The sequence below is a fragment of the Bacillus lumedeiriae genome (genome assembly GCF_044891285.1).
Lineage (GTDB): Bacteria > Bacillota > Bacilli > Bacillales > Domibacillaceae > Pseudobacillus > Pseudobacillus lumedeiriae.
In genome coordinates, this window is sequence record NZ_JAUIYO010000005.1 from 20,399 (window position 1) to 39,357 (window position 18,959).

Consider the following 18,959-nt stretch of genomic DNA (forward strand, 5'->3'; position numbering starts at 1 on the left):
CCTCTCAATTATAATATGTAGAAATGATAGATTGTTTTACAGATAACAGGCAGACAACAAAGAAAGCTGACGTTTTATTCGTCCCCTTTTACACCATAGGAAGGTGCCAATTCCGGTTCAATAGCTCTCGTCTTATAATCTTTTGCCTGCGGTCCATAAATCTCCCACACTTTCTTTAAATCATTTAATGGGTCATCGCTATAATCAACACGCAAATCAACATAAGCAAATGGGGCGTCTGGATGATAGACTAATAATGCGATTGAATGCTCGTCATCCAGCTCTCCCCCCATGTCAAAACCAAGTTCCAGTGCAGAAATTAACCGCTCTGGCAATGGCAGATTCTGCTGCTCAATGAAATGCCGGCCCATCGCTCGCGGGATGGTTGGATCGCTCAACAAATTGCCAACGCAGGCAACGTTGCTTGCATGAAAGTCTTCATGAACACCAAGTGCTTTCTCGCCGGTAAAGACACTAGATCCTCCTCTTGCATCAACAACAGCGAGCTGACGATACTCCGGAAAATCAGAGGCTGCTTTCATCGTCCGGATAGCGGCCTCTGCATCGTATCCTTTTTCCAGCGTGGCAAGTCCAATATCTGCTAATCTGGGATCTGTGACATTCTGCGATAGAATGACTCCTACATTTGACTTAATCCAAGGACATCTCGCCCCCACCGCTGGACTGCTGGAAGTAACAATGGCTCCTAACGCTCCTGTCTTTTCACAGCGTCCTGCTACAGAAAATGTACTCGTTACGTTCATTTCTATTCCCCCTTATAAAATGAAACTTCTATCAGTGGGGTTTTTTCATCCCCACTGATGGTTGGTTGAATGGATCGCGCTTTTACTGGCAGTTGATCCCCCGCCTATTTTTCCTCGAAACAACCTAAAGCCTTGAAGGGGGCTTACTGCCAGTTAATGCGGGATACAAAATAAGGAGCAACAAATGTGATGATACTCATCGTTGTCGCTCCAGCCACTCTATTTACATCAATTACGTTCATTTATTCGTGATCGCTGATAACCGCTTCCACGTCAATTTCTACAAGCATTTCAGGAAGAGCCAGCCCATTAACGACTAATCCTGTACTTACTGGATATACACCTTTGAAATGTTTTGCGATCACGCTATACACATCTTTTCGATAAGAGCGATCTGTTACATAAGTTGTAAGTTTGCAAACGTCCTCTATTTTTCCGCCGGCTTCTTCAAGAAGCTGTTTAATACAGCGGCAAGCATTTTCTGTTTGAGCAATTACGTCATTTTCGCCATGAAAGTTGCCATCTAAATCAAACGCTGTTTGTCCTCTCATGAAGATACGATTTCCAGCGCGAACGACCATGGAGAACTCATTAGCTACGTGATGGGATTCTTCTCCCATATGAGATGGATAAAACTTTGCTGTTTCAAACTTGCGGAATCTTTCAATTTTCACTGTTTCAGTTTTCATTATGCTATGTCTCCTTTAACTTATATTTATTTTTTAAACTTAATGAGAGGCTGCTTTCATTGTGTAAGTACTTCCTAAAATCGATGTAGTAAAACGTTCCTCTCCCATTAACTTCACCGCTTGGGAGAATTTCCCCTGCTTTAAAAGATTGCGTATTCGTGTGGAAGAGATCATTTCGCCTTGCTCACACATCAAAGGCTGTAAAACTTCTACTTTAAAATAGCGGCGCAGAACTTCAATGGTGCCCTTTCTATTTTTACCGAATAAAAAGTTCGGCCCTTCCCAGATTTCAACGGGATTCATTTCTTGTAATTCTTCAATGAATTCAGGGACTTCCTTTTTAGTAAATGCTTCGTCAAACGGGCCGACAATGACGTGATCCGCTCCCATTACTTCCAGCCGATTCAGCTTTTCTTCTATCGACATTAACTGCTGACACCTTTTAAAGAAAACTTTCGGAGGAGGGTCAAAGGTATAGACAACAAAAGGTACCCCAATCTTCTCAGCTCGTTCTTTTGCCTTTACTAGTAATGCCTGATGACCCCTATGAATACCGTCGAGAGCACCGATCGTTAGAACAGATGCAGGAAGCTGCAAAGTACCTGGTGTATGAATATCCAATGAAACCTTCCCCTTTCTATTTTTAAAATTGGCTATGTTAAACTTATCTGTTGATTCCGCTTCAGGACACTCGCTTTCTGTAGGCTGTCCTGAAGCCTCCTCGTCACTATCGCTCCTGCGGTGTCTTCCTTGGACATGCGTTTCCCACAGGAGCCTTGCGCCTTCCGCTCTAATCATCAATAAGCATTAACATAGACTTAAAATTACATATTCGCAGCAGGTACAGCTGGTTTTAAATCGGCTGCTTTACGAACTAATTCACGCTGAGCTTCTGGATCGAAGTTGCTGAACACAGCCATTTGTTGAGCGAATGGCGGACTTTGGGCAAATAATTCGAAGGTTGTTCGGTGTCCTGCATAAGAAGAGTTCAAGAGATCTCTTGCAAAATACAATAACTTTCCTCTGTCCTCTGCACTCCACTCACCGACAGAATAATACTTATCTACATATTCTTGAATGGCTGGATCAGCCATCGTGGCGGAATCTGGAGTAACTGCTAATTGTCCTCCAACAAGTTCTCTCGTTAAATGAGCCATCGCAGGGAAATTAGATAGCGCAAACACACGACCTGTGTAAAGAAGTGACTGGTTCGGCATCATTAGTCCGCCCGGGCTGACTTCTGCGTTAGCAACCGCTGCCGTTAAGTGGGCGTTAATCCCTTCACGATAATTGATTAATTGCGAGATTTTTTCTTTTACAGCCTGCAGCTGCGTAAGACCCGTTTGTTCTACGTTTAGTAAAGCAACTCCAATTAAATAATCCGCTCTGCGCAGCATTCTAAGCGTATAGTTAAAGGCAGAATAGCGATGAAGAGTGGAACGAATGTAAGCAGCTGATTCTAAAGAACGGTGAAACAATACGTTTTCCCATGGAATGAGAACGTTATCAAAGATCAGTAAAGTATCAATTTCTTCAAATTTAGTAGCAACCGGATAATCCTTTTCATTTCTACCTGTCCCAAGAGACGTTCGGCAAATATGTTTTAATCCAGGTGATCCCATATCACAAATGAATCCGCAGGCGAAAGGAGCCATTTTTTCAGAACCGGCATTCCAATCTAAAATCGTTGGTTTTACGAAAGCTTGGTGCGCATAAGCAGCCGCTGTTTCAAACTTGGCACCTTTTACAACAATGCCTTTGTCGTTTTCTTCAACAACATGAAGCAGGGTTCCGCCATCTTTCCCCGCGAATAACTTACTCCGATCGCCTTTTGGATCTGTATTAGCAGATACGTGGAATAAATCTTCTCTAGCTACGCGATCAATATGATAATCAATATTTTTTGCATAGGTAGGATCAATTTCATTTAATTTATCCTTTGCGTCATATAAAGACCACATCTCGCCAATGGTTTCGTCGCCGACCCGGTAAACAACTCCGCCGAGGTCATCTAGTACAGTCTCTACGTGTGTGCGGATCGCCGTTAAATCCTCTTTTGTTTTCGGTGTTTTATAAGCGCGGGAAACGACTTCGCCATCTTCCAATGTAGTAGTTAAGATATCTTTATATTGAGATTCAAAAGCCATGTCATACATTCTTGCTTTTACATCCACAATTGGTTTGAATGATGGATGTTCGGCAACGTTTGTCACTTTCTCCCCATCAATATACACTTCCCGGCCGTCATTCAACGACTCACGATATTGCTTACCTGTCATTAAAGCCATGTTACTTCCCCCTTTTAATGTTTAATTTTTGTTTTATAGAAAAGGCTTCCACAAAATAGTTTAATCCTTATCTGTTCTTTGCAATTGTTTGAATTGGCCAAACTTCCCTTTAAAGTAAACTAAAGGATCCTTCTCTGCTGCGTCCGCCTTCTGTACCTCTGCGATAAAAACAGAATGAGTGCCCCCTGTTACTTCCTCCACTACCCGGCATTCAAGCTGAGCTAGTGTATCATCCAGTACAGGGTTACCAAGTTTCCCATAAGACATGGTGACATCTGCAAACTTATCTGTGTTTGCTCTAGAAAACTGATACGCAAGCTCTCCTTGGTTTTCAGCAAGAATATTTACCGTAAAAGATCCTTCTCTGGAGATCGCATGACATGTGCCAGTGCTTTTGTTTGCACAAATGAGAAGCATAGGCGGGTCAAGAGATACAGAACTCACTGCGCTGGCCGTAATGCCGTAATCCACTCCATTTTCCCTTACTGTGATAATTGACACCCCGCTAGTGAAATGGCCAATGACATTTCTATACTCTTCAGAACTTACGAGCTGCTTATTATTATTTGCTTTCGAAGAAATCGTGCTCATTTCATTATTCCCCTTCCTTTATTTCAATTTACGGATTATTTCTTTAAATGTTCCTTAAATGTATAGTACAAGAAAATAAAATAACTGTCAACAGAATTTTCTAAAAATTTAAATCATTTCATCCAGCTCATAAATTCATCGCTTGTCTTAATTAAACGTAAATCAGAATAAAACAAGCCCAAGCCAGACAGGTCGTATAAAACAGTCCATCCGGCTTGAGCTTACTAGCTTCCGTGCAAAGCAATTCTCCAATCATAGATGCTGCTTTGCATGTAAAGTGAAACACAATCAACTTTCCTCTCTAAAGAAACATTAAAAACTCATACTCGTACTATGCATAGGCTGAACTTTTGCTGTTGGATCAATATAAGCTTTCGCATGATTCACAGCCGTTGGACCCTCTCCAAATCCAGCTGCAATTAACTTCACTTTTCCAGGATACGTAGTAATATCTCCAGCTGCATATATTCCTGGAATATTCGTTTCTCCTTTCGAGTTGACAACGATGCTTCCTTTTTCAATATTAATTCCCCAATTTTTTATCGGCCCGATGGATGAAATAAAACCAAAATTAACGATCACTTCATCAACTTCGAGAATCTCTTCTTCTTTCGTTTTATTGTGTAAAAGATGAATGCTTTCCACCTTTTCTTCGCCTTCTAATTTAATAGGGTCCATAAATGTCTTCACCTGAACGTTAGAACTCATTAATCTTTCTACACTATGTTCATGTGCCCGAAACTTATCGCGCCTATGGATCAACGTCACCTGTCCAGCAGCCTCTTCTAACATGAGCGCCCAGTCTACAGCCGAATCCCCCCCGCCAAAAACAGCCACTTTCTTTCCTGCGAACTTGTTCATGTCCTGCACAAAATAATGCAAATTTCTTCCCTCATACTGTGAAGCACCTTCCAATTCTAAACGCCGCGGTTCAAAAGCACCAACCCCCGCGGTAATGATGATCGTTTTTGATAAATGACTGGCTGTATTTGTGGTAATTTCAAAAATATCATCTTTATTTTTAAAAATATCGATCACTTTCTCTTCCAAACAAACGGTTGGATGAAATTGAAAAGCTTGTTCTGTTAATGCGTCCACTAACTCCTGCGCACGTATTTTCGGAAATCCGGCGATGTCATAAATATATTTTTCCGGATATAAAGCAGATAACTGTCCGCCAAGCTGCGGCATGCTGTCGATTATTTTAACCGAACATTGTCTCATCCCTCCATAAAATGCCGTAAAAAGACCAGCCGGGCCTCCTCCGATAATAGTAATTTCGTATACTTTTTCATCACGTTTCATTTTATTTTCTCCTATACTATTAAGTTTATATTTTGAAATTTATCCTTTACTTTTTGCTCATCCCATTCAGCAGGCGAATAAAAAGACCACAAATTGTGGTCTTTCCCATTCATACATGTAATTAATTGACGTTCGTCTTCGATCCCCCTGCCATATTCATACCTTGCAGGTTTACATCGGACTCTTCAATAATTTCTTTTCCATTTGTTTCCGGCAATAACCATACTGTAATAATAGCTAACGTACATGCCGTTAATCCAACAGTCATAATCGCATTGCCCATTCCTATTTTCGCTGTAAACACTCCGATAAAGGCAGGTCCGAAAGCTGCAATTCCCCGTCCAACGTTATAGACGAAACCTTGTCCAGTCGCACGCATGCGTGTAGGGAATAATTCTGATGAATAGGCTCCAATCCCTGCAGACTGCCCAGCAGCAAAGATTCCAAGAAGCAAGGCGACAGCATAAGAAAGGAAACCGCCTTCAACAGGCATTAAGATAAATGTAACGATCGTTGCAGCAGAACCTAAGAAATAAAGTGTAAATGTAGGCCGTCTGCCTAATTTATCATGTAAAATTCCTGCACTGATATAGCCGATCATACATCCGGCAATGGTAATCCACAGATATGTTGTCGTTCCGATTAAACTTAAATTTCGAACCGTTTTTAAATACAATGGCAAAAAGCTGAACACAGAATAATAAACAGCCTGCACACCGAAACCTAAAAGAATAGCAAAAAGTGTAATTCTAATTTGAGAGCGTCCAAATAGCTCCGTTATAGGGCTTTTTGTGTTCTTTTCTTTCTTTACCTCTACCCGGTCCTTTACGTTTCTTCGTATATAGAAAATAGCTAAAGCTGGCAAAATTCCAATAAGGAACAAATATCTCCATGCTACTTCTGCCGGAAACATAGAGAAGACGAGAAAATAACTCAATGTAGACAACGCCCAGCCAATTCCATAAGCCGATTGGAGAAAGCCCATCGTTTTCCCGCGAGTTTTGGAAGATGCGTATTCAGCAAGCAAAGCCGCACCAACAGGCCATTCTGCACCGAAAGCAAACCCCTCAAGAATACGCCAAATCGCAAGCTGTGTAGGGTTTTGGGCCGTTGCAGTTAAAGCTGTAAAGACGGAGAAGGCTAAAATAACAAACATTAGGACACGAGCCCGTCCAAATCGGTCTGCCAGCATTCCGCCGGTAATTCCCCCAGCTGCGGAAGCCAATAGACTAAAGGTTGTGATCCAGCCGCCTTGAGCCACGTCCATATTTAAAGCAATAAGGATGCCTGGCAGGGCGAGCGCAAACATCGTAAATGTAAAACCATCTAGTCCCCATCCAAGACCCGATGCGATAAACGCGCGGCGAGCTTCAATATTAGTTTTCAAATTCATTCCCCCTATTTCATTTCATTAGCCCATACTGCCATCACAACGAAACCTATCTCGCCCCGTTCAACAGCTGAACCAAAGTGTTTTCAATCAATAACGATTGATGATCCAAACCTGAATCAGACAAATTGACACAATAATCTTTTCATTCACATACTGTCAGGTACACTTTTCCGTTGGCTCTAGCGTTCTTATACACACATTCAGTCATAGGATGAAAAACTAAGAGGAATTTGATATCTACACTCCCGTGTTATAAAGTTCATGATTCTTGTCGCGAGTCAATTGATTTTTAGTAACCTTTCCATTTTTAATAATTGTGGAAATCGGGTTCTCACCTATACGATAAGGCATCATCTCATACCATTGATCTTGCAAAATCAATATATCAGCAGCCTTTCCAACTTCAATAGACCCCCGTTCCGTGCCAATTCCCAACGAAACAGCAGCATTCATAGTGGCTGCGGCAATCGCTTCTTTCGGTGTCCAGTCATAAAGCGCGCAGGCAAGTCCGATAATAACCGGCATAGCCCCTATAGGAGATGTTCCAGGATTGTAATTACTTGACACCACAACCAAAGCACCCAAATCAATCAATTTTCTTGCAGGGGGGAGAAGTTTTTCTCTCATGGTAAAGTCTGCCCCAGGAAGCATCACTGCAGCCGTATTTGACTTTACCAGCATCTCGAGCTCTTCCTCACTAATTTGATTGAGGTGATCTACACTCGAGAATCCTAGCTTAACCGCTTCTTTGCAACCTCCAATAGCGTTCACTTGATCTGTATGGGCTCTGGGTATTAGACCGAAAGCACGGGAAGCTTCCGCTAAACGCCGGGCATCTGATACATCAAAAGTAAATGGTTCAATGTAAATATCCACCATGCTCGCGAGATTTTTCTGCGCTACTTCCGGCAAAAGATCATGAATAATCTCCTCAACCCATTCACGGCTCGTATATCCTTCTGGTACATAATGAGCAGCTAAGCAGGTGGAAACAATGTCCACAGGGCATGATCTGCTTAGCTCTTGAATAAGGCGGAGTTCTCGCAATTCACCAGGAACATTAAGTGAATAGCCAGACTTCATCTCTACCGTAGTCGTTCCCCAGTTATGCACATGATTCAGTAAACCGCTTACAAAATGAAGCACTTCATCATCAGAAGCATTTTCCATTTCCTTTACCGATAGCTTAATCCCGCCTCCGCCTTCAATGACATCGCCGTAAGAAGCCCCCCGTCCTCGTGCAACTTCCCCGTCTCTCCATCCGTAAAAAGGGAGATGTGTATGCGCATCAATAAATCCAGGAATTACACTTTTGCCCCTGGCGTTAATTGTCTGTTCTATCTCTACATTTTCAAGTTGAAGAAACGCTTCCGTTTGACCAACGAAAGAAACTTTTCCATCTTTTATAGCGATAGCGCCGTCCTTAATTTCGGGAGAAAGATCCATCTCTTTCCCGCGCAGCCCCCTATGTGGGTCACCTGCAAACGGCAGCAGCCGATCAATATGAATAATTGCTAAGTCATACTTCATTTCTTACACAGACACCTCCCTAAATGAAATGACAGAAAACCCCTTTCATTATCTAGCCGCTGTCTGTGCCCGATAAGGATCACCGTGAAAAGGCTGCTCGCCTATTTTAATAGATTCTGTCGGACAGCCTAAGCAGGCATCTTCCACATCATAAAAGAGGTCTTCTGGTATTTGAGCAGTTCCCTGATTATCGTCAAGCATTACAAAAGAAAGGCCGCTTTCATCATAATCAAAAACGTCTGGAGCCGTAATGCCGCACGCTCCACAAGCAATGCATGTTTCTTTATCTACAATTGTATATTTCGTCATTTGTCACACTCCTAAAAACTAGGATTGTCTTCATCCATAGAAAACTGAAACTAAAAATAGATTGTCATTTTTCAACTTAAAATTTGAAATTCCTTCTATTGTTTGGTAAAATTCTACCCTATACACCTAAGAATTTATCAGCAGTCTGAGCAAATAAGGCGGTTACATTGCTGGTTACTCGTTTCTTATTTGCTCAGATTCGGGGTAAATCGCTTTCCCTGATATTCTTTTTATACCGCTGTCCCTATTGAAAACATTACTCCTAGTACATTACTGTGACTGCGGTACCGCATAAATAGAATCGTAAAATTTAAACATTTGCTCTTTCAGTTTTCTTGCTCCCCATATCGCATTTTTACGTTGTTCTTCTGTAGTCATGTGGCGCTCTAAGATGCTGACTCCAAGCTTACAATGGAAATCTTCATCCTTTTTAATTTTTTCATAAACTCGTGCTAGTTCTTCTAATCCGATTCTGCGGCAGTTATTAATAACGACGTCCATCGTAGGAGTAGTGGATGTTTCTGATACATTCCATACAGCAATTGCACATGTGCTATCCTTTTTCAGCGCCTCTAAGTGCAGCTCTTCCCATTCCCGCGAAACTTCTGGAGTCGTAGTCGGAACTTCATATCCATGCTTTTCAAGGACCCTGCTAATAATTTCATAGTGATTCGCTTCATCCCACATATGCTTACATAAAGCGGTTACAAATGGTCTATCAAACTCTTTCCAGTAGCTGCTTATTTGTTCACTAAGGAAAGATACGTAAGCAATTTCAAACCAGTCCCTCGGAGCAATGGCTTTAAATACATCTTCCTGTGTAAGGTTTTCATTGTTCCAAAATCTTTCAGCATTTTCGCGTGCGCGATCCATCAAATCCTGCTTAATTTGATTAAACTCAGTCCAAAATTGTTCTTCTGTCATGATTATCCCTCCATCACTTTATCTTTTCTAATTTGAATAATTCTCTTTTAAGGAATCATTAAGGAATTATTCCTTAATGAGATGATATAGCAAAAAGCGATGTCTTGTCAACGGAATTTTTTAAATAGTTTAAATTAACAGAAAAATTATAACATTAAAAGTCGACATGCTTTTGAATAAACTCACACTTTTTTTCTATCCTTATGTAATATCTCACGATAAACAGATGAAGATAGAGTAAACGCTTGTACGAATACTTCCTCTCGTGGTTATAATAAGACAACGAATATCCATTCATTTATTCATCGATATATGTACTTAACTATTAATCAGGTGGTGGCACTAATGAAACCAAGAGCTGGAATCGTCGGACCAAGTGATTCTGTTCATCTTATATCCGATATTGCGAAAGAATATAATGACAGGCTGCTTCCTGTTCCATTTATCTATCAAAATACGGAAGAAGCGACAGAGATTTTGAAGCAAAATCAAAATCAAGCAGATTTGTGGGTGTTTGCAGGACCCGCTCTTTATAGTCCTTCTCAAAAAAGCGGAGCGAAACAGCCTTTTTTCTATCTTCACTTAGATGGAGCAAGTTTAACGAAGACACTTGTAGAAATTGGATATAAAGACAAAAAAAAACTGGATCGCGTAAGTATTGATATGCTGACAGAACGGGATGTGTACGAAACGTATCGCGATCTTGGGATCCCTAGTGAGGAAGTATACGTTCATGAATATTCACATGACACACCGATCACAGACCTGTTAACTTTTCATCAGAAGTTATTTCATGAAGGGAAAGTTGATATTTGCATTACTTGTTTGTATTCCATCTACGAACACTTACGTTCAGAAGGGATTCCTGCCTATTGGGTAACTCCTACTCGCAGCAACATTCGGGAAACATTAACGACAGCAGCCCAACAATGGGAAACGATGCATTTTAAACAATCGCAAATTACTGCCCTGCTCATAAAAGTAGAAATTATGGAGAAAAAAGCGGATTATCAAATGGTGTCGTACGATCAACATCGCTTAAATTTAGAGATGCAATCAGCTGTCTTAAGCTTTTCAGAATCTATTTCTGGTTCATTTATGCCTCTTGGAATTGGCACTTTTATCATTTTTTCAACAAGAGGCTCTTTACAAGATTCCCGCCAGCAAATCGGAGCTCTTTTGGAAAAAATGGCATTAATTACAGAATTGCCTTCTAATATTGGCATCGGGTACGGAGATACGGCACTCGTAGCGGAAGAAAATGCCCGGCTTGCTTTAAATCACGCACAAAATTATGACGCCTTTTGTGCCTTCCTCGTCGACAATAATGGAACGATAGAAGGACCGCTGAAAGAACAAGAGAGCATTTCCTTTGGCTATCGGACCGAGAATAAGGAAATCAGCGAAAAACTGACAAAATGCGGCGTGACGATTACGACATTTAACAAGATTCTTTCCGTACAAAAAAGAACAGGAAATCACTCTATTACTGCTGCCAATATCGCAGAATGGCTAAAAATGACACCTAGAAATGCCCGCCGAATTCTTAACAGCTTAGTCGAACACGGGATCGCCGAAATTATCGGTGAAGAAGCCCCTACATCAAAAGGGAGACCGAGAAAAATATATAGAGTGAGCATGGATTAAAAAAACTCCCAACAAAGAGAACAGCTTTCTCATAAAAAGTCAGATCCCTCCAGCCATACCTATCCGGCCGGAGGAATCTGACTCTTTCCTTTGAGACAGCCGCGTAAATATTCCGTTTCTTCTCGATAAAAAGCAGAATATCCTACGGTTTAATGATTGTATCCGCTGTATTGACTTGTCCAGTTATCCATCGTTGATGATTGACTTTTTCCCGATCAGCTTCTATTTGCCATTTGATGTCATGATAAATATCTTCAAGTGAAGTGACGATTCCTTTGTCGTCTTTATACATAATATGTTTCGGCTTAAAGTGAACAGGTGAATCTAAACCAGCGGCCGCTGCAAGACGAAACAGCCCTTTCCGAAGAGTAATGAGGTAATTGGCCGTCCGATATTTCTTCTCATCAATGACCAAGGCTTTTTGTAGTCCCGGATCTGTTGTCGCAACCCCGACAGGGCAGGCGTTTGATTGACATTTTAATGTCTGAATGCACCCTACTGTAATCATAAATCCTCGGGCAATATTGACTAAATCCGCCCCCATCGCTAGTGCAATCGCAATCCGATCCGGGGTAAACAGCTTGCCGGAAGCGATAATTTTCACCCGATCGCGTACACCATATTTTTGAAGCGTCGAAACCAAAATCGGCAAAGCTGATTTTATCGGTAATCCAACACTATCGATCAACTCCTGATAGGATGCCCCCGTTCCTCCCTCTCCCCCATCGACTGTAATAAAGTCAGGGCCTATTCCTGTTTCTTTCATATATTTTGCTAGTTCTTCCACACTGTCATTGCCGCCGACTACGATCTTCAATCCAACCGGTTTTCCGGTGTGGATACGAATTTTATCGATAAACTCGCACATAGATGGTACATCGCTGAACTGATGAAAGCGGTTTGGACTATCTATAGATTTGTAAGGTTCGACTTTACGGATCTCGGCAATTTCCGGAGTTACCTTTTCCGCATCAATATGACCTCCGCGTGTTTTTGCCCCTTGAGCAAGCTTAAGTTCAAATGCTTTTATTTGTGGAATTTCACTCTTTCTCTTCAGCTCATCCCAATCAACTCCCCCATCTTTATCCCTAATACCGAATAAGCCAGGGCCTATTTGCATAATAATATCAGTCCCACCCTCCAAATGGTACGGTGAAATCCCTCCTTCACCAGTATTCATCCACGTTCCTTGGGCAATTCCCAGTCCCTTTGAAAGTGCCGTAATCGCATTTTTTCCTAATGATCCATAACTCATAGCTGACATCCCGATCAAACCTTTTAGAACGAAAGGGTGTTTTGTATTCGGACCAATCACCACTGCATCATCATCATGCAGCAAATAAGCCAGCGAATCTTCATTCTCCCATTTTTCTTCTCTTTGTGAAAACAGCGGATCCTTCAATAAAATATATCTTTTAGTTGAAACCCTCGCTTCCTTGTCCATCTTCAGCTCCTCTGTTAATTTAGGAAACATATCATTTCGGACATAAAATCCTTCTTCCTCAAAATCACGTTTTGAACCAAATCCAACAACGTCACGATTATATTTAGCTCCTTTAACAATATGTTCATAATCATCTCGTGAAAAAGGTCTGCCTTCTGTATCGCTGTTGAACCAGTATTGCCGCATTTCTGGACCTATCTTTTCTAGAAAGTAACGAACTCGGCCAAGCAGCGGATAATTTCTTAAAATGGCATGATGCTTCTGATTCCTATCAAACAAAAGCATATATACGACCAAAATAATTAATGCTATAAGAACAATTACGATCAAAATGAAGCCCATAACAATTAAAGAATCTGCAATATTCACTTTATCCCTCCAAATAAATGAGATTTCACAGACTTCGGCCTGTGATTCTAATTTGTGCGTATTGAAAGGATTGTATACAACGAGACATCCCAATAAAACAAGAAATATGACCCGTAGGTTTTCTCGTAGAAAAACGATACTGCATGACGGCACTATAAGTTGATGAAGCCGTCTCCAAACCAAAGTGTCAGATCTTGATAATATTGCCCTATAATAAAGCCATAAAAAAAGAGCTTCCCGAAAGTCATTTACTCACTTTCTAGAAAACCCTTCCATTGCTGTACACCTTTTTATTCACTAGTTAACTTTTCCCCCTCAATCTCTTAAGGCAGATCACTCTCTTGCCTGTCACCTGCCGCATGCACAGTATCCATACGGATCCGTTCCGGATGTGTATACACATTCAATGATTGACCGCGGATAAACCCGACGGTGGTAATTCCTAATTCTTCTGCCAACTGTAAAGCAAGTTCCGTTGGGGCAGACTTTGTCAAGACAATCTCACAGCCGATTTTAGCCACTTTTGATAAAATCTCTGAAGATAAACGGCCGCTGAACACAAGAACTTTGTCACGCAGGGAAATATGATTTTTGATACAATGTCCATAAATTTTATCAAGAGCATTATGACGGCCGATGTCCATTCTGCTCATGACAATTCCATTTATATCGCATAAAGCTGCATTGTGAACGCCGCCCGTTCCATGAAAGAGAGCAGCCGACTTCTGCATCTCGTCCATGAGCCGAAAACAATCTTCCGGGGAGAGAACAACGTGGATATCCTTCATTTTTTTAGCTGTCAGTGCATCGTTAACAAAAACAAACCCTTGTCTGCTCATACCACAGCACGATGTGATATACCGTTTACTTTGAAAGCTCTGCGAGTAAGGATTCATTTTATCTACGGTAACATGAATATATCCTTCCTTTTCCTGAAGCCACATATCTTTAATATCCTCGTAGCGGCGAACTATTCCCTCGGAAGCTAAGTAGCCGATCACCATCTCTTCGATATACTCTGGAGTACAAACCATCGTTACAAATTCTGCACCGTTGACTTTGATCGTTAAAGGATATTCTGTCACAACACGATCTTCCACATGTTCAAACCAGCCATTCGTAAAGCGAAGAACCTCTCTCTTCACCTCTATCTCTTTCACTTTGGTCACCCCTAAATAATGTTCTTATCAAAGATAAATACCGAAACCGCAATATCTTCTTCTACTTTGATGTCTGAAAATAAATGAACCAGCTTCGCTCCAATTAGCTCTTCCAGCCCCTCGGGAGGATGGTCGGCATACACGTCCTGAATTAACTTCGTTCTGGCCGCATGCACCATCTCCTTCCCCTCGGGCGTTTTGGCAATAAACTTTTCCGTTGGAGTTAAATTCCCATACAAGGTGGAAATAGCCATATTATCAACGAACACGCTATGAATACGCTCTGGGCCTTTGCCAAATAGATCTTTACGCAGCTTACGGATAATATCATTAAATTCATGAATTTTTTTGGACATACTAGCAGTCTCCTAATTGTATTTAGTATTATTACTAGTCCTAAGTCAGTATATCTTGTTTATTTTTAACATAAATAATATAATAATAATAATAATAACAAAGATGGAATCAGAATAGTGGAGATTGTTTTGGTTCTTTCAAATTTTAACATTTTACTGGATTGGCTATTTAGTATGAACTGCTAAAGAACTATTCCACCATGAGCACATTGTGTCTATTACCTAGGCATAGTTTCATGGTGGATTTTTTTATTTTAAGGCTTTGTTAAACGCCCCTGTTGATCTCCGCTGAGGGCGTTCCCGGAACCTCCTCGTCTCTCTATCGCACGGGAGTTTCTAGCCTTCCGCTCCAATCAACAAAGGGACAAATCATTAACATCACCTATTTTTAAAAAGGAGGCATACATATGAATTTCCATATGGCAGCGATCACGATCAATGGCAAAGAATATTCGGCTAATGTCGGCTCAACCATCTTAGAGGTCATTAATCAGCATCATATTCCCCATCCGCAAATTTGTTACGTGCCCGAAGTAGACCCCATTCAAACATGTGATACTTGTATCGTTGAAGTGAATGGAGAACTCGTCCGGTCTTGTTCCACTGTTATAAAAAGCGGCATGAATATTGAACTTTCTTCTCCATCGGCCAAAGCGGCACAGACAGAAGCAATGGATCGTATTTTAGAAAACCACTTACTTTACTGCACGGTTTGTGACAACAATAATGGCAACTGTAAATTACACAATACCGTCGAGCAAATGGAAATTGAACATCAAAAGTATCCCTACACACCAAAAGCAGACGTATCTCAAGTCGATATGTCCCACCCTTTCTATCGCTATGATCCCAATCAATGTATTGCGTGCGGCCAATGTGTGGAAGTGTGCCAAAACCTGCAAGTCAATGAAACCCTTTCCATCGACTGGGAAGCCGAGCGGCCCCGCGTTCTATGGGATAAGGGCAGCACGATTAACGATTCTTCCTGTGTCAGCTGCGGCCAATGCGTGACCATCTGTCCTTGCAACGCTTTAATGGAAAAATCGATGCTCGGGGAAGCCGGCTTTATGACAGGAATGAAAGAAGAAACTCTAAGTCCAATGATTGATCTCGTCAAAGCGGTTGAACCAGGATACAGCAGTATTTTTGCGATATCCGAAATCGAAGCCGCCATGCGTGAAACGCGTACGCAAAAAACAAAAACAGTCTGTACATTCTGCGGTGTCGGCTGTTCATTTGAGATATGGACAAAAGGACGCAAAATTCTTAAAGTCCAGCCAACTTCCGAAGCACCAGTGAATGCTATTTCGACTTGTGTAAAAGGAAAATTCGGCTGGGATTTTATTAACTCTGAAGAGCGCCTCACTACTCCTTTAATCCGCAAAAACGGAGAGTTTGTGGAAGCGACATGGAAAGAAGCTTTGGATTTAGTGGCCAGCAGATTAGGCTCGATTCAACAAGAACATGGGCCAGGATCAGTCGGCTTTATTTCTTCTTCTAAAATCACAAACGAAGAAAACTATGTCATTCAAAAACTAGCACGCCAAGTCTTTGAAACGAACGATGTCGACAACTGCTCCCGTTACTGCCAGTCTCCGGCAACGGATGGACTATTCCGGACAGTCGGCATGGGCGGTGATGCCGGCACAATTAAAGATATTGCAAAAGCTGGACTCGTGATCATTGTCGGGGCCAATCCTGCTGAGGGACACCCTGTTCTGGCTACTCGGGTCAAACGTGCTCATAAGCTGCATGGCCAAAAGCTCATCGTCGCTGATGTCCGCAAACATGAAATGGCGGAACGCTCAGACATTTTTATCAGTCCAAAACAAGGAACTGATCAAGTATGGCTGATGGCCGTAACAAAATACATGATCGATCAAGGCTGGCATGATCAAACATTCATTAAAGAAAACGTAAACTTCTTTGATGAGTATCAAAAAGTGCTTGAGACCTATACACTCGAATATGCCGAAAAAGTAACAAGCATTTCCAAAGAGACGCTCATTGAAGTAGCTAAAATGATTCGTGATGCCGATGGTACTTGCATTCTTTGGGGAATGGGCGTTACTCAAAATACCGGCGGCTCTGATACGTCTGCGGCTATTTCAAACTTGCTGCTTGCTACCGGCAACTACCGTCGTCCGGGAGCTGGCGCTTATCCGCTTCGCGGCCACAATAATGTACAAGGCGCCTGTGACATGGGAACACTTCCTGGCTGGCTTCCTGGGTATCAGCACGTGACAGATGATGCGGCACGTGAAAAATTTGAAAAGACGTATGGCGTAAAAATCTCTGCAGTCCCGGGTCTTGATAACATTCAAATGCTTCAATCTATCGAAGCCGGCAATATGAAAGCGATGTATGTCGTCGGCGAAGATATGGCGCTCGTTGACTCTAACGCTAATCATGTTCACGATGTATTATCATCACTTGATTTCTTTGTCGTTCAGGATATGTTCTTTTCCCGGACAGCTCAATATGCAGACGTCATTTTACCGGCAGCACCGTCTCTTGAAAAAGAAGGAACTTTTACGAATACCGAACGTCGTGTGCAGCGGTTATACCAAGTCCTTCCTCCGCTCGGTGAGGCTAAGCCGGACTGGTGGATCGTTCAAGAAATCGCTAACCGCTTAGGGGCCAATTGGAACTATAGTCATCCCGGCGACATTTTTGCCGAAATGACAAGCCTTGTCCCCCTTTTCAGTCAAGCAAGCTACGAAAAGCTGGAAGGGTGGAACAGCTTCCTTTGGGGAAGTCATGATGGATCGAGCACTCCTCTTCTTTACGTAGATGGGTTTAATTTCCCGGACAAGAAAGCACGCTTTGCTTTGTCTGACTGGGTTTCACCAGCTGAGTTTCCAGAAGAATATGATCTTCATATTAATAATGGCCGGATGCTGGAACATTTTCATGAAGGCAATATGACAAATAAATCAAAAGGAATTCAGGCGAAAGTACCAGAAATTTTCGTTGAGGTATCCCCAGAGCTTGCCAAAGAACGGGGAGTTAAAGACGGGTCGCTCGTGCGCTTAGTCTCTCCATATGGAGCCGTTAAGTTACCAGCTTTAGTTACCGATCGGGTTAAAGAGAACGAACTGTTTTTGCCAATGAACTCTGTCGATAAAGAATCAGCAATTAACTTTTTAACAGGTCCTGCTGTCGATCAGCGTACAAACACACCGGCCTATAAACAAACGAAAGTACGAATGGAAGTACTTCGTGTAGATGGAGAAAATCCACTTCCAAAAACGAACCCGCGCAACAAAAAACGCCATCCGCAAAACGGCGTCGAAGTTCAGCGCAAATGGGAGCGCCCAGGATATGTACATTTAACAACAAAATAAAAGAAAGGAGTGTTTACTCATGGCTGCACCGATCACTTCTATCCAAGAACATAAACAAACAGAAGAACGCACTCAGCAAAACCTAGAAGACTTACAAAAACTTCTGGCAGACAATGAAGATGCATTAAATAAAATCTTCAGCATCGTTAGTGAATTGAACGATATTGGAGCACTCGAGGCAGCAAATGCTATGCTGCAGGCCAAAGAAAAAATTGTGGATATCGCTCTACACCAGGCATCGCGTGAACCAGTAACTAATTTGATCAATCACTTTTTAGGTGCAACAGGGGCTTTGGCAAATATGGACCCGAACATGACGAAAAAACTGGCTGGCAGCATGACAGCGGGCATGGAAGAAGCAAATAAACATCTACATGACGATAAGCAAATCAACATGTTTGACTTGTTAAAAGTGCTAAAAGACCCCGACATTAACCGCGCCGTTGGATTCGGCATTCATTTTCTCAAAGGCATGGGAAAAGAATTGAAAGAAGACCATTCAGTTTAATCATTAGACAGCGTAAACAATGAAGAAAGCGAACGCTTGCCTGGGGCAGATATCTTTAGGCTGATTGAAAACGCTTGTCTTTCGAGGCGCGAAACCTGACGAGGAGCGGAGTGACCAAGGGGTCATGAGCACCACAGACAGGCGAGCAACGAAGAAAGCGAGCGTTTGACTAAGGCAGATATCTTTAGGCTGATTGAAAACGCTTGTCTTTCGAGACGCGAAACCTGACGAGGAGCGGAGTGACCAAGGGGTCATGAGCACCACAGACAGGCGAGCAACGAAGAAAGCGAACGTTTGCCAACAGCCTAAAGGAGGCTCCTACGCCAAATGCGCAG

16 protein-coding genes are annotated in these 18,959 nt (G+C 42.0%); 3 read left to right on the forward strand and 13 right to left on the reverse strand.

Annotation, left to right across the window (positions count from 1 at the left end; all coding sequences use genetic code 11):
• Nucleotides 1-74 precede the first annotated feature (74 nt).
• From QYG89_RS08755 to QYG89_RS08800, 10 genes are all read right to left on the reverse strand, one after another.
• Entirely contained in the window at nucleotides 75-764 is a 690-nt protein-coding gene (locus QYG89_RS08755) for a DUF1028 domain-containing protein (RefSeq protein WP_404316609.1), read from the reverse strand.
• Nucleotides 765-1,006: 242 nt separating this feature from the next.
• Nucleotides 1,007-1,453, reverse strand: a complete 447-nt coding sequence (locus QYG89_RS08760) for a RidA family protein (protein ID WP_404316611.1) — start codon at nucleotides 1,451-1,453, stop codon at nucleotides 1,007-1,009.
• A gap of 39 nt (nucleotides 1,454-1,492) precedes the next feature.
• Entirely contained in the window at nucleotides 1,493-2,074 is a 582-nt protein-coding gene (locus tag QYG89_RS08765; RefSeq protein WP_404316612.1) for an FAD synthetase, read from the reverse strand.
• A 203-nt stretch (nucleotides 2,075-2,277) separates the two neighbouring features.
• Nucleotides 2,278-3,741, reverse strand: coding sequence for a 4-hydroxyphenylacetate 3-hydroxylase family protein (locus QYG89_RS08770; protein ID WP_404316613.1), 1,464 nt, complete (start codon nucleotides 3,739-3,741; stop codon nucleotides 2,278-2,280).
• 60 nt (nucleotides 3,742-3,801) lie between these two features.
• Nucleotides 3,802-4,332 carry a flavin reductase family protein gene (locus QYG89_RS08775; protein ID WP_404316614.1) on the reverse strand — a complete coding sequence of 177 codons (531 nt, stop codon included), beginning with the start codon at nucleotides 4,330-4,332 and terminating at the stop codon, nucleotides 3,802-3,804.
• A gap of 312 nt (nucleotides 4,333-4,644) precedes the next feature.
• Nucleotides 4,645-5,637 carry an NAD(P)/FAD-dependent oxidoreductase gene (locus QYG89_RS08780; RefSeq protein ID WP_404316616.1) on the reverse strand — a complete coding sequence of 331 codons (993 nt, stop codon included), beginning with the start codon at nucleotides 5,635-5,637 and terminating at the stop codon, nucleotides 4,645-4,647.
• 121 nt (nucleotides 5,638-5,758) lie between these two features.
• Nucleotides 5,759-7,024: an MFS transporter gene (locus tag QYG89_RS08785; protein WP_404316617.1), complete on the reverse strand. Its 1,266-nt coding sequence runs from the start codon at nucleotides 7,022-7,024 to the stop codon at nucleotides 5,759-5,761.
• 243 nt (nucleotides 7,025-7,267) lie between these two features.
• Nucleotides 7,268-8,560, reverse strand: a complete 1,293-nt coding sequence (hutI, locus tag QYG89_RS08790; RefSeq protein ID WP_404316619.1) for an imidazolonepropionase — start codon at nucleotides 8,558-8,560, stop codon at nucleotides 7,268-7,270.
• 48 nt (nucleotides 8,561-8,608) lie between these two features.
• Nucleotides 8,609-8,869, reverse strand: a complete 261-nt coding sequence (locus QYG89_RS08795) for a ferredoxin (RefSeq protein ID WP_404316620.1) — start codon at nucleotides 8,867-8,869, stop codon at nucleotides 8,609-8,611.
• Nucleotides 8,870-9,139: 270 nt separating this feature from the next.
• Entirely contained in the window at nucleotides 9,140-9,793 is a 654-nt protein-coding gene (locus tag QYG89_RS08800) for a hypothetical protein (protein WP_404316621.1), read from the reverse strand.
• A gap of 345 nt (nucleotides 9,794-10,138) precedes the next feature.
• Between QYG89_RS08800 and QYG89_RS08805 the strand changes: the two genes are divergently transcribed.
• Nucleotides 10,139-11,440, forward strand: a complete 1,302-nt coding sequence (locus QYG89_RS08805; RefSeq protein ID WP_404316622.1) for a helix-turn-helix domain-containing protein — start codon at nucleotides 10,139-10,141, stop codon at nucleotides 11,438-11,440.
• Nucleotides 11,441-11,582: 142 nt separating this feature from the next.
• Here QYG89_RS08805 and QYG89_RS08810 read toward each other — a convergent pair whose 3' ends face one another.
• The 3 genes from QYG89_RS08810 to QYG89_RS08820 form a co-directional block, all read right to left on the reverse strand.
• The gene (locus QYG89_RS08810) at nucleotides 11,583-13,253 is read right to left on the reverse strand and encodes an FMN-binding glutamate synthase family protein (protein WP_404316624.1); all 1,671 of its coding nucleotides are present in this window, start codon (nucleotides 13,251-13,253) and stop codon (nucleotides 11,583-11,585) included.
• A 323-nt stretch (nucleotides 13,254-13,576) separates the two neighbouring features.
• Entirely contained in the window at nucleotides 13,577-14,413 is an 837-nt protein-coding gene (gene fdhD, locus QYG89_RS08815; RefSeq protein WP_404316625.1) for a formate dehydrogenase accessory sulfurtransferase FdhD, read from the reverse strand.
• A gap of 11 nt (nucleotides 14,414-14,424) precedes the next feature.
• Nucleotides 14,425-14,769: a DUF2294 domain-containing protein gene (locus tag QYG89_RS08820; RefSeq protein WP_404316626.1), complete on the reverse strand. Its 345-nt coding sequence runs from the start codon at nucleotides 14,767-14,769 to the stop codon at nucleotides 14,425-14,427.
• Between the two features lie 407 nt (nucleotides 14,770-15,176).
• Here QYG89_RS08820 and fdhF point away from each other — a divergent pair, with 407 nt between their 5' ends.
• Together fdhF and QYG89_RS08830 are read left to right on the forward strand one after the other, a co-directional pair.
• On the forward strand, nucleotides 15,177-18,116 hold the full coding sequence (fdhF, locus tag QYG89_RS08825) for a formate dehydrogenase subunit alpha (RefSeq protein ID WP_404316627.1): 2,940 nt from the start codon (nucleotides 15,177-15,179) through the stop codon (nucleotides 18,114-18,116).
• 19 nt (nucleotides 18,117-18,135) lie between these two features.
• Nucleotides 18,136-18,624: a DUF1641 domain-containing protein gene (locus tag QYG89_RS08830; protein WP_404316628.1), complete on the forward strand. Its 489-nt coding sequence runs from the start codon at nucleotides 18,136-18,138 to the stop codon at nucleotides 18,622-18,624.
• Nucleotides 18,625-18,959: the final 335 nt, after the last annotated feature.